This is a genomic window from Arthrobacter sp. MDT2-34-1 (assembly GCF_059091365.1).
This window is the reverse complement of the sequence record NZ_JBNHGO010000001.1, coordinates 1,119,175-1,133,424: the sequence shown is the minus strand read 5'-3', so window position 1 is coordinate 1,133,424 and position 14,250 is coordinate 1,119,175. Positions and strand designations below refer to the sequence as shown.

At 68.4% G+C, this 14,250-nt stretch carries 15 protein-coding genes; 8 read left to right on the top strand and 7 right to left on the bottom strand.

Annotation, left to right across the window (positions count from 1 at the left end; all coding sequences use genetic code 11):
- Positions 1–79 precede the first annotated feature (79 nt).
- Positions 80–2,002: a translational GTPase TypA gene (gene typA, locus AC5RVV_RS05165; RefSeq protein ID WP_494000310.1), complete on the top strand. Its 1,923-nt coding sequence runs from the start codon at positions 80–82 to the stop codon at positions 2,000–2,002.
- Positions 2,003–2,012: 10 nt separating this feature from the next.
- Positions 2,013–2,507, top strand: coding sequence for a hypothetical protein (locus AC5RVV_RS05160; protein ID WP_494000309.1), 495 nt, complete (start codon positions 2,013–2,015; stop codon positions 2,505–2,507).
- Positions 2,508–2,531: 24 nt separating this feature from the next.
- Here the strand turns inward: AC5RVV_RS05160 and AC5RVV_RS05155 are convergent, their stop codons facing one another.
- Positions 2,532–3,026 carry an ArsR/SmtB family transcription factor gene (locus AC5RVV_RS05155; protein ID WP_494000308.1) on the bottom strand — a complete coding sequence of 165 codons (495 nt, stop codon included), beginning with the start codon at positions 3,024–3,026 and terminating at the stop codon, positions 2,532–2,534.
- A gap of 68 nt (positions 3,027–3,094) precedes the next feature.
- Here AC5RVV_RS05155 and AC5RVV_RS05150 point away from each other — a divergent pair, with 68 nt between their 5' ends.
- Positions 3,095–4,411, top strand: coding sequence for an MFS transporter (locus AC5RVV_RS05150; protein ID WP_494000307.1), 1,317 nt, complete (start codon positions 3,095–3,097; stop codon positions 4,409–4,411).
- On the opposite strand, the gene AC5RVV_RS05145 is transcribed toward AC5RVV_RS05150, so the two are convergent.
- Positions 4,399–4,647, bottom strand: coding sequence for a putative acetyltransferase (locus AC5RVV_RS05145; protein WP_494000306.1), 249 nt, complete (start codon positions 4,645–4,647; stop codon positions 4,399–4,401). The genes AC5RVV_RS05150 and AC5RVV_RS05145 overlap by 13 nt on opposite strands.
- Before the next feature lie 91 nt (positions 4,648–4,738).
- Here AC5RVV_RS05145 and fdxA point away from each other — a divergent pair, with 91 nt between their 5' ends.
- The 3 genes from fdxA to AC5RVV_RS05130 all read left to right on the top strand — a co-directional run bounded on the left by fdxA (position 4,739) and on the right by AC5RVV_RS05130 (position 7,640).
- A complete protein-coding gene (gene fdxA / locus AC5RVV_RS05140) occupies positions 4,739–5,062 on the top strand; it encodes a ferredoxin (protein ID WP_127511272.1) in 324 nt (107 codons plus the stop codon).
- A gap of 5 nt (positions 5,063–5,067) precedes the next feature.
- Positions 5,068–6,195: a succinyldiaminopimelate transaminase gene (gene dapC / locus AC5RVV_RS05135; RefSeq protein ID WP_494000305.1), complete on the top strand. Its 1,128-nt coding sequence runs from the start codon at positions 5,068–5,070 to the stop codon at positions 6,193–6,195.
- Between the two features lie 161 nt (positions 6,196–6,356).
- Complete coding sequence (locus tag AC5RVV_RS05130) at positions 6,357–7,640, top strand: citrate synthase (protein ID WP_494000304.1); 1,284 nt, start codon at positions 6,357–6,359, stop codon at positions 7,638–7,640.
- 66 nt (positions 7,641–7,706) lie between these two features.
- On the opposite strand, the gene galE is transcribed toward AC5RVV_RS05130, so the two are convergent.
- On the bottom strand, positions 7,707–8,720 hold the full coding sequence (galE, locus tag AC5RVV_RS05125) for a UDP-glucose 4-epimerase GalE (protein WP_494000303.1): 1,014 nt from the start codon (positions 8,718–8,720) through the stop codon (positions 7,707–7,709).
- 189 nt (positions 8,721–8,909) lie between these two features.
- Between galE and AC5RVV_RS05120 the strand changes: the two genes are divergently transcribed.
- Complete coding sequence (locus tag AC5RVV_RS05120; protein ID WP_494000302.1) at positions 8,910–9,521, top strand: hypothetical protein; 612 nt, start codon at positions 8,910–8,912, stop codon at positions 9,519–9,521.
- A 14-nt stretch (positions 9,522–9,535) separates the two neighbouring features.
- Here the strand turns inward: AC5RVV_RS05120 and AC5RVV_RS05115 are convergent, their stop codons facing one another.
- Positions 9,536–10,396: a hypothetical protein gene (locus AC5RVV_RS05115; protein ID WP_494000301.1), complete on the bottom strand. Its 861-nt coding sequence runs from the start codon at positions 10,394–10,396 to the stop codon at positions 9,536–9,538.
- A gap of 20 nt (positions 10,397–10,416) precedes the next feature.
- Complete coding sequence (gene dapD / locus AC5RVV_RS05110) at positions 10,417–11,388, bottom strand: 2,3,4,5-tetrahydropyridine-2,6-dicarboxylate N-succinyltransferase (protein WP_494000300.1); 972 nt, start codon at positions 11,386–11,388, stop codon at positions 10,417–10,419.
- A 74-nt stretch (positions 11,389–11,462) separates the two neighbouring features.
- Here dapD and dapE point away from each other — a divergent pair, with 74 nt between their 5' ends.
- Positions 11,463–12,551: a succinyl-diaminopimelate desuccinylase gene (dapE, locus tag AC5RVV_RS05105; RefSeq protein WP_494000299.1), complete on the top strand. Its 1,089-nt coding sequence runs from the start codon at positions 11,463–11,465 to the stop codon at positions 12,549–12,551.
- Positions 12,552–12,656: 105 nt separating this feature from the next.
- On the opposite strand, the gene AC5RVV_RS05100 is transcribed toward dapE, so the two are convergent.
- Positions 12,657–13,520, bottom strand: a complete 864-nt coding sequence (locus tag AC5RVV_RS05100) for an amino acid ABC transporter permease (RefSeq protein ID WP_494000298.1) — start codon at positions 13,518–13,520, stop codon at positions 12,657–12,659.
- Positions 13,517–14,212, bottom strand: coding sequence for an amino acid ABC transporter permease (locus AC5RVV_RS05095; protein ID WP_494000297.1), 696 nt, complete (start codon positions 14,210–14,212; stop codon positions 13,517–13,519). The genes AC5RVV_RS05100 and AC5RVV_RS05095 overlap by 4 nt, the downstream gene beginning before the upstream one ends.
- Positions 14,213–14,250 lie beyond the last annotated feature (38 nt).

The following is a 14,250-nucleotide window of genomic DNA, read 5'->3' as shown; positions in this document are numbered from 1 at the left end:
CCTACCCGCATCCGGGCACGGCGCTGGCTGTCCGATATTAGGCCCAGGTTCCATGTAATCCACGGAAGAGTAATCCCGCATGTCTGAAACCACCGCATCGACGCAGAGCGCCGTCCGCAGCGACCTTCGCAACGTCGCGATCGTAGCCCACGTCGACCACGGGAAGACCACCCTCGTGGATGCCATGCTGAAGCACACCGGTGCCTTCTCCAGCCACGGCGAAACCGAAGAGCGCGTCATGGACTCCGGGGAACTGGAACGTGAAAAGGGCATCACCATCCTGGCCAAGAACACCACCGTGTTCTACTCCGGTCCGGCCGCCCAGGGCGAGACCATCACCATCAGCGTGATCGACACTCCCGGCCACGCCGACTTCGGCGGCGAGGTGGAGCGCGGCCTGTCCATGGTGGACGGCGTGGTTCTGCTGGTTGACGCTTCCGAGGGCCCGCTGCCGCAGACCCGTTTTGTGCTGCGCAAGGCGCTGGCCGCCAAGCTCCCCGTCATCCTGGTGGTCAACAAGACCGACCGCCCGGACGCCCGCATCGACGCCGTCGTTGCCGAGGCGATGGACCTGCTGCTGGGCCTGGCCTCGGACCTTGCCGACGAAGTCCCCGATCTGGACCTGGACGCCGTCCTCAACGTTCCCGTTGTCTACGCCTCCGGCAAGGCCGGCCGCGCCTCGCTGACCCAGCCCGCCGACGGTACCCTGCCGGAAGACGAGGACCTGGAGCCGCTGTTCGCCACCATCATGGAGCACGTGCCGGCCCCGTCCTATGACCCCGAGGGCGTGCTGCAGGCCCACGTGACCAACCTTGACGCGTCCCCGTTCCTGGGCCGCCTGGCGCTGCTGCGCATCTACAACGGCACCCTGCAGAAGGGGCAGACCGTGGCCTGGGCCCGCCAGGACGGCCAGCTGAAGAACGTCCGGATCTCCGAACTGCTGGCCACCAAGGGACTGACGCGCGTGCCGGCCGAATCCGCCGGCCCGGGCGAGATTGTCGCCGTCGCCGGCATCGAGGACATCACCATCGGCGAGACCCTGACCGACGCCGAGAACCCGCAGCCGCTGCCGCTGATCAAGGTGGACGACCCGGCCATCTCGATGACCATCGGCATCAACACCTCGCCGCTGGCCGGCAAGGTCAAGGGCGCCAAGGTCACCGCCCGCCAGGTCAAGGACCGGCTGGACAAGGAACTGGTGGGCAACGTCTCGCTGAAGGTGCTGCCGACCGAACGCCCGGATGCCTGGGAGGTCCAGGGCCGCGGCGAGCTGGCACTGGCCATCCTGGTGGAGCAGATGCGCCGCGAGGGCTTCGAGCTGACCGTGGGCAAGCCCCAGGTGGTCACCAAGACCATCGACGGCAAGGTGCACGAGCCGATGGAGCACATGACCATCGACGTGCCCGAGGAGTACCTCGGCGCCGTCACGCAGCTGCTGGCCGCCCGCAAGGGCCGGATGGTCAACATGGCCAACCACGGCACCGGCTGGGTCCGGATGGAGTTCATTGTTCCGGCCCGCGGACTGATCGGTTTCCGCACCCGGTTCATGACCGAAACGCGGGGCGCCGGCATCGCCGCGTCCATCTCCGAGGGCTACGAGCCGTGGGCCGGACCGATCGAGTACCGCACCAACGGTTCGATGGTGGCCGACCGGGCCGGCGTGGTCACGCCCTTCGCGATGATCAACCTGCAGGAACGCGGCTCCTTCTTCGTCCAGCCCACCTCGGAGGTCTACGAAGGCATGATCGTGGGCGAGAACTCGCGGGCTGACGACATGGACGTGAACATCACGAAGGAGAAGAAGCTCACCAACATGCGTGCCGCTTCCTCCGACAGCTTCGAGAACCTCACCCCGCCGCGGAACCTGACCCTGGAGGAGTCCCTCGAATTCGCCCGCGAGGACGAGTGCGTTGAGGTCACCCCGGAGTCGATCCGCATCCGCAAGGTGGTCCTGGACGCCAACGAGCGGCTCAAGGCCGCCCGGGCGCGCGCCCGGGCATAAACTGGACCCTATGACAGAGCAGAGGCAACCCGCCGGAGACCGCGGCGGGTTGCCTTCCGCTGTTTCCGGGCAGGGCCCCGAACGGCGCGCGGCACGACGGCGGAGTCCCGCCTTCCACGGGTGGGGCACGGCCGTCTTCGGGGCGGTGGCGACGGCGGTGGCGGGGACGGCCCTGCACTCGCAGATTCTCTATGCCGGGGAGTCCGGGTATCCGTGGGGCGCCGCGGCAGCCCTGCTGTTCGCCCTGGCGGTGATGGTCTGGGCCGGACTCAAGACGCATAACGTCCTGATGGCCGGCCTGACGGGCGTCCTCTCCTACGTCCTCGTCGGGCTGATGGCGATGGCTCCCGGCGGCGAGCCGCTGATCGTCACGGGAACCACGGCGGCGGTGGAACTGCCGATCGCCGTGGCGGGGCGGATCTGGATGATCGGGCTGGTTTTCGCCACCATCGTGGCGCTGCTGGTCTGCGCCTGGGCGCTCAAGCCGCGGCGGGCCGGCGCCTGACCGGCCCCGCCCGCGCGCGGGGCGTCAATTCGCCGTCTGGTCCAGATGGTGCGCCATGAAGATTGAGGTAGCAGTCCCGTCCTCGTCGGCGGGCAACATCGCGTATTCCTCGAAAATTGCGCGGATCTTCGCCAGCATCTCCTGGCGGTGCGCGTCGTTGAGCTTAATGCCCATCCGCGTGGTTTCGATCTCGTCCGGGGCCAGGCCGTCGATTTCCTGCAGGAAGGTCTCCACCAGCACCGGTGCCGCGTCCGGCATCTTCGCGCCCCAGGACATCCGGGTGGCGCGGTAGGGGACTTCCTTGGCCCCCCGGTTGCCCTTCCGCGGTTCCTCGGCCTCCAGAAAGCCGGTGTTGAGCAGTGTGCGCACGTGGTGCAGCGAGGTGGCCGGATTCAGGCCGAGCAGCTCCGCGATCTCTTTATTGGTCCGGGACCGGTGGAGGCAGAGCCGGAGAATGCGCAGCCGTACCGGGGAGCTGAGCGCCCGCCCGGCGGCTTGCAGGTCCTGATCCGTAGGCATGTCTCCAGCATACGACACCGGGCACCTAATGATTGACTTTCCCCAATCGCTACCCGAGACTGTGACCTGTGACCCAGCTACCCGCGCCCGGGGCCTCCGGAACCGCCCCGGCAGCCGGCGCCGCCCACCCGGGCGGGGCACCGCCGTCGTTATGGCGGGACCGGAACTTCCGCACCTTCTGGTCGGCCCAGGCGCTCAGCCAGGTCGGGGCCCAGGTCGGCCAGCTGGCCGTCCCGGTGCTCGCCGTGGCCGTGCTCGGGGCCAGCGAATTCCAAGTGGGTGTCCTCAATGCCAGCGCCACCGCCGCCTTTCTGCTGATCGGGTTGCCGGCGGGGGCCTGGGTGGACCGCTGGCTCAAACGGCGGGTCATGATCACGGCCGACCTGGTCCGTGCCGCCGCGATGCTGTCCGTGCCGCTGCTGTGGTGGGCGGGCGTGCTGCAGATGTGGCACCTGTACGCGGTGGCGGCCGTGCTCGGCTGCGCAACGGTGTTTTTCGACGTGGCCTACCAGAGCTACATCCCGGTCCTGGTGCGCGGCGACCAGGTGTCGTCGGCGAACTCCAAGCTGGAGAGCACCGCGCAGCTGGCGAGGATGGGCGGACCCGCCGCGGGCGGCGGCCTGCTGCAGGTGATGGCGGCTCCGCTGCTGTTCCTGGCGGATACGCTCGGCTACCTGTTCTCGGCCCTGTTCCTGGTCCGCACCTCGGACCGGGAAGTGCCTGCTCCGCGGCACGGCCGGAGGCCGCTCGCGGTGGAAATCCGGGAAGGGCTCGGCTTCGTGGTCCGGCACCCGCTGATCAGCCGGATAGCCGCGTGCACGGGTTTGACAAATTTCTTCGCCGGACTGGCCTTCACGCTGTTTCCCATCCTGGTGCTGCGCGAACTGGGTCTGGGCCCGGCCGCGCTGGGGCTGGTCTACTCGGTCGCCGCGGCCGGCGGGCTGCTGGGAGCGGTGGCGGCGCCCCGGCTGGCGAAGCTGACCGGCGAGGGGGCCCTGATTCCGCTGGCCAGCGTTGCCTCGGCGGTCTTCCTGGCGGCGATGCCGTTGTCGGTGTTGATGCCGGACACCGCCTCGGCACTGTTCCTGCTGATCGTCGGCGAGGCCGGCGTCTCCTTCTGCTCCCTGGTCTACAACGTGATGCAGGTGACGATGCGCCAGCGGGTCTGCCCGCCGCGGCTGCTCGGGAGGATGAACGCGTCGATCCGCTTCGTGGTGTACGGTGTGTTGCCGCTCTCCGGGCTGCTGGCGGGCCTGCTCGGCGGAACCATCGGGTTGGTGCCTACCCTGTGGATCGGTGCGGCCGGTTCCGCGCTTGCCGCGGCGCCGGTGCTGTTCTCGCCCCTGTGGGCCCTGCGGAAACTGCCGGACAGCTACGAGGTCTGACCGCCGGCCCGCGGGCGGCGTCGCGGCGGGGCGGGCGGCACCTGCTTGGCCGCGGCCACGGCCGGCAACGGGACGACGACGTCTCCGCGCCTGGTGCCTACCGTGCAGCTGTCGGCGTCGACGGCCCGCAGTTCGCCGAGCACGTCGGTGAAGCCGCCCTCGATTCGGTACCGGACCACCACGCGCGTTCCCGGTGCTGCTGCGGCCAGGAACGCGGCGGGGGTAGCGGGTATCACGTGACCATCTTAGGCGGGCCGTGCCCGGCTGGGGAGATAATGGTCCCAACGGATACGCTAGTGGGAACTGTTCAGAAAGGTGCTGACGGACGTGACGTACGTAATCGCACAGCCGTGCGTGGATGTAAAAGACAAGGCATGTATCGAAGAATGCCCGGTGGACTGTATCTACGAAGGCGAACGGTCCCTGTACATCCACCCGGATGAGTGTGTCGATTGCGGCGCCTGCGAACCGGTCTGCCCGGTCGAAGCCATCTACTACGAGGATGACACCCCCGAGGAGTGGGCCGACTACTACAAGGCCAACGTGGAGTTCTTCGACGACCTGGGTTCCCCGGGCGGTGCCGCCAAGCTGGGCAACACCCACAAGGACCACCCGCTGATCGCCGCGCTGCCGCCGCAGAACCAAGACTGAACTCGATGAGTCCTTTCGGCCTGCAGCTGCCGGAATACCCGTGGGACGCCATGGCGCCCTACGCGCAAAAAGCGGCCGGGCACCCCGGCGGCGCGGTGAACCTGTCCATCGGCACGCCGGTTGACTCCACTCCGGCCGTCGTCCGGGAGGCCCTGGCCGCGGCCGCCGATGCCCCGGGCTACCCCACGACCCACGGCACCGCCGAACTGCGGGAAGCGATCACGGATTGGTTCGGCCGCCGTCGCAACGTTCCCGGCCTGGATCCGGAAGCGGTCATGCCCACCGTCGGTTCCAAGGAGCTGGTCGCCTGGCTGCCCACCTTGCTGGGACTCGGGGCGGGCGACGTGGTGGTGCGCCCCGTCGTGGCTTATCCGACCTACGACATCGGCGCCATCCTCGCCGGCGCAACCCCGGTGGCGGCGGACAACCTGGCGGACCTGGATGCGCAGACCAGGAGCCGGGTGAAACTGGTGTGGGTAAACTCGCCGGGCAACCCGACGGGCATTGTCCGGGACCGGGCAGAGCTGCGCACCCTGGTGGAGGACGCCCGCGGCCTGGGCGTGGTGGTCGCTTCCGACGAATGCTACGCGGAGCTGGGCTGGGGCGCCTGGGACACCGCCCGCGGCGGGCAGGCCGTGCCGAGCGTGCTGGACCCGTACATCGCGCAGGGCTCGCACGAGGGCCTGCTGTGCGCCTACTCGCTCAGCAAGCAGTCAAACCTTGCCGGGTACCGTGCCGCGTTCCTGGCCGGCGACCCGGCGCTGATGCCGAACATCATCAACAGCCGCAAGCATGCCGGCATGATCGTGCCGTTCCCGGTCCAGGCCGCGATGCTCGCCGCCCTGCGCGATGACGCGCACGTCCAGGAGCAGAAGGACCTGTACCGGAGCCGGCGCGAGCGGCTGTTGCCGGCGCTGGAGAATTTCGGCGTGCAGATCCGCCATTCCGAGGCCGGGCTGTACCTGTGGGGGAGCGCGGGGGAAGATACATGGACAACCGTGGGCCGCATGGCCGAGCTGGGCATCGTCACCGGACCCGGCGTGTTCTACGGCGAGGCCGGCAACGGCCATATCCGGGTGGCGCTGACCGGCAGCGACGAACGCATTGACGCCGCCGTCGAGCGGCTTTCCTGACCCGGCCCGGCAGCGCCTGACTGTGGATATGAACAAAAATATATGTCGCGGATTAGATATATCCGCGACTCTACGGGTAGCGTTTTACCCGAGTATGTGCATGCTCAGTGCCACAAGCGCCCGGCGTGCCGTTAGCTTCTATACCTCCTGAAGGGGACTCAATGACTGAGCAGACCGGTGCCAAGCTGCACTTCGATGGCGGCGAACTCGAACTCCCACGGCTCAAGGCCGCCGAAGGCAACGACGGTTACGACGTATCCAAACTGCTGAAGCAGACCGGCGCGGTCACCTTCGACCCGGGGTTCATGAACACGGCGGCGACCACCTCGGCCATCACCTACATCGACGGCGACGCCGGTGTGCTCCGCTACCGCGGCTATCCGATCGAGCAGCTGGCCGAGCACTCGAGCTTCCTCGAAGTGTCCTACCTGCTGATCTACGGCGAACTGCCCACCCCCACCGAGCTGGAGGAGTTCGACCACAAGATCCGCCGCCACACCCTGCTGCACGAAGAGCTCAAGGGCTTCTTCGGCGGGTTCCCGCGCGACGCGCACCCGATGCCGGTGCTCTCCTCGGCGGTCAGCGCGCTGTCCACCTTCTACCAGGACTCGCTGGACCCGTTCGATGACAAGCAGGTGGAGCTCTCCACCATCCGCCTGATGGCGAAGCTGCCGGTGATCGCCGCCTACGCGCACAAGAAGTCGATCGGCCAGGCACTGCTCTACCCGGACAACTCCATGAACCTGGTGGAGAACTTCCTGCGCCTGAGCTTCGGCCTGCCCGCCGAGCCCTACGAACTGGACCCGACGGTGGTCAAGGCCCTGGACCTGCTGCTCATCCTGCACGCTGACCACGAGCAGAACTGCTCCACGTCCACCGTGCGCCTGGTGGGCAGCTCCAACGCCAACATGTTCGCGTCCGTCTCGGCCGGCATCAACGCGCTGTTCGGCCCGCTCCACGGCGGCGCCAACGAGGCGGTGCTGAACATGCTCCGCCAGATCCAGGCCAGCGGCCAGGAGCCGGAGCAGTTCATGGAGAAGGTCAAGAACAAGGAAGAAGGCGTGCGCCTGATGGGCTTCGGGCACCGCGTCTACAAGAACTACGATCCGCGCGCCCGCCTGGTCAAGGCCACCGCGCACGAGATCCTGGGCAAGCTCGGCGGCAACGACGAGCTGCTGGATATCGCCATGCGGCTGGAAGAGAAGGCGCTGGCGGACGACTACTTCATCGAGCGCAAGCTGTACCCGAACGTGGACTTCTACACCGGCCTGATCTACAAGGCCATGGGCTTCCCGGAGAAGATGTTCACGGTGCTGTTTGCCATCGGGCGCCTGCCCGGTTGGATCGCCCAGTGGCGGGAGATGATTAAGGACCCGCAGACCAAGATCGGCCGCCCGCGGCAGCTGTACACGGGTGCGCAGGAGCGCGAGTACCCGGCCCGCTAGTACGACGGCGGAGCACGCCATAACGCCGACGGCCCCCGGAGCGATCCGGGGGCCGCTCGTTTTGCTTCAGCCGGCGTAGCCGTTCGGGTTGTTCTTCTGCCAGCGCCAGTGGTCTTCGCACATCTGCTCGAGGTTCTTGACCGCCGACCAGCCGAGCTCGGCCAGCGCGGCGGAAGGGTCGGCATAGCTGATGGCGGCGTCCCCGGGGCGCCGGTCGGTCAGCTCGTAGGGGATGTCGAATCCCGCTGCCTTGCCGAACGCGGCGAGCACCTCCAGGACGGAGGAGCCCTTGCCGGTGCCCAGGTTCCATCGGCGCACGCCGGGCCGGCCGGCGATGAAGTCCAGGGCCGCCAGGTGTCCGGCGGCCAGGTCCATGACATGGATGTAGTCGCGCACGCCGGTACCGTCCGGCGTCGGGTAGTCGCTGCCGAAGACCCGGACCCTGTCCCGGCGGCCCACGGCCACCTGCGCCACGAACGGCAGCAGGTTGTTGGGCACACCCGTCGGGTCTTCGCCGATCCGCCCGCTTTCGTGCGCTCCCACGGGATTGAAGTAGCGCAGCAGGGCCACGTGCCAGCGCGGGTCGGAGTCGCCCAGGTCGGACAGGATGTCCTCGATCTGTTCCTTGGTCCGGCCGTAGGGATTGATCGCGTCCAGCGGAAGCTTCTCGGTCAGCGGCACCTCCTCGGTGGCGCCGTACACGGTGGCCGAGGAACTGAACACGATCGTGCGGACGTTGTGGGCATCCATCGCGCGGAGCAGGTTCAGCGTGCCGCCCACATTGTTGTGGTAGTAATGCAGGGGTTTTTCAACGGACTCGCCGACGGCCTTCAGGCCGGCAAAGTGGATCACGGCGTCCACGGACTCGGTCTCCAGCACCCGGGTAAGCGCGGCCTCGTCCAGCAGGTCGGCCTGGTGGAACCGTGCCTGCCGGCCGGCAAGCTCCTGGACGCGGCGCAGCGACTCCTCGCTGGAATTGGCCAGGTTGTCGAGCACCACCACGTCGTGCCCCGCCTCCAGCAGGGCGAGCGTGGTGTGCGAGCCGATGAAGCCGGTTCCTCCGGTGACCAGAATTCTCATGCCCACCAGCTTAGTAGCTCACCCCCGGTCACCCCGCCACGGCCCGCAGCGGGGCAGGTACAAGGGCTGGACAGCAAGGTCTAGAGTTGAGCTACAGGCGGCAGTGGGGATGCCCGCGGGCGGCACCCGCGTGCGGGGGCCACTGCAGATGAGCTGCGTCGTCGGTCCGAGCGAAAGGACGCGGACAGCATGCACCAGACGGGCGGGCCGGGGTGGCGGATCACCGCAGACACCTCGGGACATATGCTGCTGGCCCTCTACCTTCGCGACGTCGCCGGCCTGGCCGGAGCCGGCCGGCCCGCGGTGTCGCCGGTGTTGCCGACGGTCCGCACCGCCGATCCCACCCAGCTGACCGCGCATGTCGGCGGCCCGGCGGCGCTGCGGGACGAATGGGAGAAGTGGTGGGAGGACCTGGTCCGTGACCGCCCGGGCAACGCCGCGAAACTGGCCCCGCCGTCCTTTCCCGCCTTCGCCGGCAGCCCCGCGCTGCGGCTGCTGCTGCAGGCCCACTTCGGCGCCGGGATGAGCTGGGCGCGTGCCCGGATGGCCGAGTACGGGAAGTTGGCGCAGGAGCGCGAGGCCAAGGGCACGAACGGGTTGATCCGCGAGCTCGTCCAGGACCGGGAGATGGAGCTCGGCCGCGCCGCGCGTACCTTCGAGCTGAAGCTCATCGAGCTGCCGCTGTGCGAGCCGCGTGCCTGGTTCGTGGAGCCGGACCGGGTGCTGCTGTGCCAGACACTGCTGGACGACGAAAGCGCCTTCCGCAGTTACCTTCAGCCGATCGTCGAACTCATCGTCTAGCCGCGCCGGGCGGTTCAGGCGACCGGGCCCCGCGCCACCGTGATCACGACGTAGCCGGTGTCGGTATCGGCGCCGACCCAGCCGCCGTCGTCACGCTGCCAGCTGAGGCCCGCGTGGGCCACCGACTCAAGGTCGAGCCCTTTGGCAGAAGCCACCGCCCACTGCGCCACCGCCCAGCCCCGCTCGTCGGCTGCCGCCACCCGGACCTCGCGGCCGGCGACGGCCATGTCCAGGCCGGGATGCACGGCCTCCAGCTGCGTCAGGACCGCAGCGGGGTCGCCGGCTGCCTCGGCATCCTTGAGCACGCAGTTCAGGGCGGCGGGCGAGTGCCCGGTCAGCGCCGAGGCGAAGGCCTTGGCCTCGGCCTCATGGTCCGCGTACGCCAGCGGATAGGCGCTGCGCTGGACGGTCTGGGCTGCGTCGGTCACCGGCATGGACTCGTAGCCCGGGACCTGTTCGAGCACCTCGTAGAACTTGTTGGCCGCATACACCGGGTCCTGCACTTGTTCCTCGGTGCCCCAGCCCTGGGACGGCCGCTGCTGGAACAGCCCCCGGGAGTCGGGACCGGCCGTGTCGCCGTAATCGATGTTGCGCAGCTTCGACTCCTGGATGGCCGTCGCCAGGGCGATCGACGCGGCGCGTGCGGGCAGCCCGCGCCCGACGGCAATCCCCGAGATGAGCGCGGCGTTCGCGGCCTGGTCCGGTGCCAGTTCGTAGGTGTCCGAACCGACGACGGCGGTGCACCGCTCGCGGACCAGGGTTTGGGAACGGTCAATGAAGGTGGCGGCGAAGTAGGCGGCACCGCCGACCAGGGCCAGCAGGACGATCAGGCTGAGCAGGCTGCGTGTCCTGCGTGCACGGGCTTGCCGGGACATGGCGGTGCCGTCCGGGACTGCTAGTTGGCGTGCAGGACCGCGTTGAGCTCCACGCTCTGGCCCTTGCGCGGCAGGACTTCCACTGCGCCGCTGGTGGAGTTGCGGCGGAAGAGGAGGTTGGGCAGGCCGGAGAGTTCCACGGCCTTGACCTGGCGGTGGTCCCCGGTGGCAACGTCGATCAGGCTGACCCGGGTTCCGGCGGTCACATAGAGGCCGGCCTCGACCACGCAGTCGTCGCCGATGCTGATGCCGACGCCCGAGTTGGCGCCCAGCAGCACGCGCTCGCCGATGCTGATCCGTTCCTTCCCCCCGCCGGAGAGCGTGCCCATGATCGAGGCGCCGCCGCCGACGTCGGACCCGTCCGCCACAATGACGCCGGCGGAAATGCGGCCCTCCACCATGGAAGTGCCCAGCGTGCCGGCGTTGAAGTTGACGAAGCCTTCGTGCATCACCGTGGTGCCGGCGGCCAGGTGCGCGCCGAGGCGGACCCGGTCGGCCTCGGCAATCCGCACGCCGGTGGGAACCACGTAGTCCACCATGCGCGGAAACTTGTCCACGCCGAAGACGGTGACCTGGCCGCGGCGGCGCAGCCGGCGGCGGACCGCTTCGAAACCGTCCACGGCGCACGGGCCGAAGTTGGTCCAGACCACGTTGGGCAGCTGCCCGAAAATGCCGTCCATGTTCAGCGAATTGGGGGTGACGAGGCGGTGGGAGAGCAGATGCAGCCGGAGGTAGGCGTCGGCGGTGTCGGCCGGCGCGGCGTCCAGGTCGATGCTGCGGGTGAGGACCTCAAGACGGGTGCCGCGGTCCGCGTCGGCGCTGTCCGCGGCGTCGGCCTCGAGGCCGGTCTCCGCGTCCCCGGCGGCGCCGGCAGGGCCCAGGGCCGGCGCCGGATACCAGACGTCGAGGACGTCACCGCTGTCGGTGACGGTGGCCAGCCCGGTGCCGTGGGCGGTGCGCGGAGTAGCGGTGGCGGTGGTGCTCGCGGTCATGGATGCAAGTCTACCGAGCGCGCCGGGGCCAGTGACGCGGGGATGCCGCAGGCGCGTCTGGCTAAGCTGGGGGAGTGACTTCCACCATTGCCCTGGACTTGACCGCCGACGTCGCCGAGCTGACCGCGGCGCTGATCGACGTTGACAGCGTGTCCGGCAACGAGACCGCCCTGGCCGACGCCGTGGAGGCCGCCCTGCGGGCCCTGCCGCACCTGAAGGTGCTGCGCGACGGCGACGCCATCGTCGCGCGCACGCAGCTGGGGCGGCCGGAGCGGGTCATCCTGGCAGGCCACCTCGACACCGTGCCGTTGCCCGCCGTGCCCGGCTCCCTCGGAACCGTGCCCTCGGTGTGGGACGGGGACGTGCTGTACGGGCGCGGCGCCACCGATATGAAGGGCGGGGTAGCGGTGCAGCTGGCGCTGGCCGCCGAGCTGACGGCACCCAACCGCGATGTCACCTACGTCTTCTACGACCACGAGGAAGTGGATGCTGCGATGAGCGGGCTGGGCCGGCTGGTGCGCAACCACCCCCAATTGCTGCAGGGCGACTTCGCCATCCTGCTCGAACCGACCGACGGAACCGTGGAAGGCGGCTGCAACGGCACGGCCCGGTTCGAAGCGAGCACGGTGGGCCAGGCGGCGCATTCCGCGCGCGCGTGGCGGGGCATCAACGCTATCCACGCCGCGGCCGACATCCTGGTCCGGCTCCGGGACCATGAACCGGCCACTGCCACGGTCGACGGCCTGGAGTACCGCGAGAGCCTGAACGCGGTGAAGATCAAGGGCGGCACGGCGGGCAACATCATCCCCGACAGCACCACGGTGGAAATCAATTACCGGTTCGCTCCGGATAAGACGCCCGCAGACGCCGAACTGTACGTGCGGAACCTGCTGGAGGGCTTCACGGTGGTCTGCACGGATGCCGCGGCCGGCGCCCGGCCCGGCCTCGACCACCCGGCAGCCGCCGAATTCGTCGCCGCCGTGGGGGCGGAGCCAAAGCCGAAGTACGGCTGGACCGACGTGGCGCGGTTCAGCGAGCTGGGCATTCCGGCCGTCAACTTCGGCCCCGGCGACGCGTTGCTGGCCCACACCGACAACGAACACGTTCCGGCGGAGGCCGTCCGCGAGTGCCGGGCGGCGCTGCGCCGCTGGCTGCTGGCCTGAGGCGGCGGAGGACGCCGCCGCCGGGCAACAAGGCCGCCGGGCAACAGGGAAGGGGAGGACGCGCAGGCATCCTCCCCTTCCCTGTCGGCGGTCAGCGGCAGCCGGTCACACCTTGACGGCCATCGGCTGCGTGGTCAGCGGCGCGGTCTCGCCCGCGGTCCTGCTGCTCAGGAACTTGGAGAGCCAGTTGGCTACCCAGGACAAGGCGAAGTTGACGACGATGAAGAGGACGGCCGCAATTGTCAGCGACTGCAGGATCGGACCGGCGGAGCCGTAAATCTGCATCGACCGCAGCAACTCGGAGTACGTGATGATGTAGCCGAGGGCAGAGTCCTTCAGGATCACCACGAATTGGCTGACCAGGGCCGGCAGCATGGCCACCAGGGCCTGCGGCAGTTCGATGCTGCGCAACGACTGGGCACGGGTCATGCCAATCGCCATCCCGGCTTCACGCTGGCCCTTGGGCAGGCCGAACACGCCGGAGCGGACCAGTTCCGCGATCACCGATCCGTTGTACAGCGTCAGGGCCGTCACGACGGCGTAAAACGGGATGTCTGCCGGGGTGCCGATTCTCAGCTGCCCGAACAGGAGCCAGAAGAAGATCATCATCAGCAACACCGGGACAGCCCGCAAGAGTTCGACGATCACTCCGCAGAGCCACCGCAGGGGGCCGTTCGAGGCGAGCCTGCCCACGCCAAAGAGTAGCCCGAAGACCACGGACGTGAGGATCGAGACTGCGGCGGCCTTAAAGGTGTTGATCAGCCCCGGCAGGATGGTGAACTGCCAGACCTCGCCGGTCAGGAACGGCGTCCACAGCTCGGGTGCCAGCTGGCCCTTGTCGTTCAGTCCGACGAAGACGAAGATCGCCGCGCCGAGGAAGAGCAGGATGCCGATGATGTTGGTGACCATGATCCGCGCACGGGCCTTCGGGCCGGGCGCATCAAAGAGGACGTTCTGCTTGATGTTCATCGTGACACCGCCAGTTTCTTGGAGAGCCAAGTGGTCACCAGGCCGATCGGCAGCACGATGATCACGAAGCCGATGGCGAAGGTCGCGAAAATGGCCATGATGACATCCGGCCGGAACTCGATCATGGTTTTCATCAGCCCGGCGGATTCGGCGACCGACGCCGCCGTTGCCACCGTGGTGTTCTTGGTCAGGGCGATCAGGGTGTTGCCCAGCGGCGCCACGGCACCCCGGAAGGCCTGGGGCAGGATGACCATCCGCGCCGCCGGCAGGAAGCTCAGCCCGATGGCGCGGGCCGCCTCGGCCTGTCCCAGCGGCACGGTGTTGACGCCGCTGCGAATGGATTCGCAGACGAAGGCCGCGTGGTAGACGGACAGCCCGACGATGGCCCAGAGAAAGAAGTTGAAGTCGAAATCGCCGGAGAGGTTCATCTGGAGCTGGAAGACCGCCACCAGGATGCAGAACACCATGATGATGGTCAGCGGCGTGTTGCGGAAGACGTTGACGTACGCCGCGCCGGCCCAGCGGAAGCTGGGCACCGGTGAGATGCGCATCAGGGCCAGGACGGTACCCAGCACCAACGAACCCAGGGCGGCCCAGAAAGCGAGCTGGATATTGACCCACAAGGCTCCGACGACGTCGTAGGTCTCCAGCGCCGTCAGGTAGCTCTGGAAATACTCGGACAAACTGTCCATCCCCTTTCGGTGGGAAGAGGCAGATCATGTTGTGGGGC

Bases quoted from the DNA above. Each gene is read 5' to 3' on its own strand.
- dapC (WP_494000305.1), top strand. From the start codon at position 5,068: ATGAGTCCTTTCGGCCTGCAGCTGCCGGAATACCCGTGGGACGCCATG.
- typA (WP_494000310.1), top strand. From the start codon at position 80: ATGTCTGAAACCACCGCATCGACGCAGAGCGCCGTCCGCAGCGACCTT.
- dapD (WP_494000300.1), bottom strand. From the start codon at position 11,388: ATGACCGCGAGCACCACCGCCACCGCTACTCCGCGCACCGCCCACGGC.
- AC5RVV_RS05130 (WP_494000304.1), top strand. From the start codon at position 6,357: ATGACTGAGCAGACCGGTGCCAAGCTGCACTTCGATGGCGGCGAACTC.
- AC5RVV_RS05115 (WP_494000301.1), bottom strand. From the start codon at position 10,396: ATGTCCCGGCAAGCCCGTGCACGCAGGACACGCAGCCTGCTCAGCCTG.
- galE (WP_494000303.1), bottom strand. From the start codon at position 8,720: ATGAGAATTCTGGTCACCGGAGGAACCGGCTTCATCGGCTCGCACACC.
- AC5RVV_RS05095 (WP_494000297.1), bottom strand. From the start codon at position 14,212: ATGGACAGTTTGTCCGAGTATTTCCAGAGCTACCTGACGGCGCTGGAG.
- AC5RVV_RS05100 (WP_494000298.1), bottom strand. From the start codon at position 13,520: ATGAACATCAAGCAGAACGTCCTCTTTGATGCGCCCGGCCCGAAGGCC.
- AC5RVV_RS05155 (WP_494000308.1), bottom strand. From the start codon at position 3,026: ATGCCTACGGATCAGGACCTGCAAGCCGCCGGGCGGGCGCTCAGCTCC.
- AC5RVV_RS05120 (WP_494000302.1), top strand. From the start codon at position 8,910: ATGCACCAGACGGGCGGGCCGGGGTGGCGGATCACCGCAGACACCTCG.
- AC5RVV_RS05160 (WP_494000309.1), top strand. From the start codon at position 2,013: ATGACAGAGCAGAGGCAACCCGCCGGAGACCGCGGCGGGTTGCCTTCC.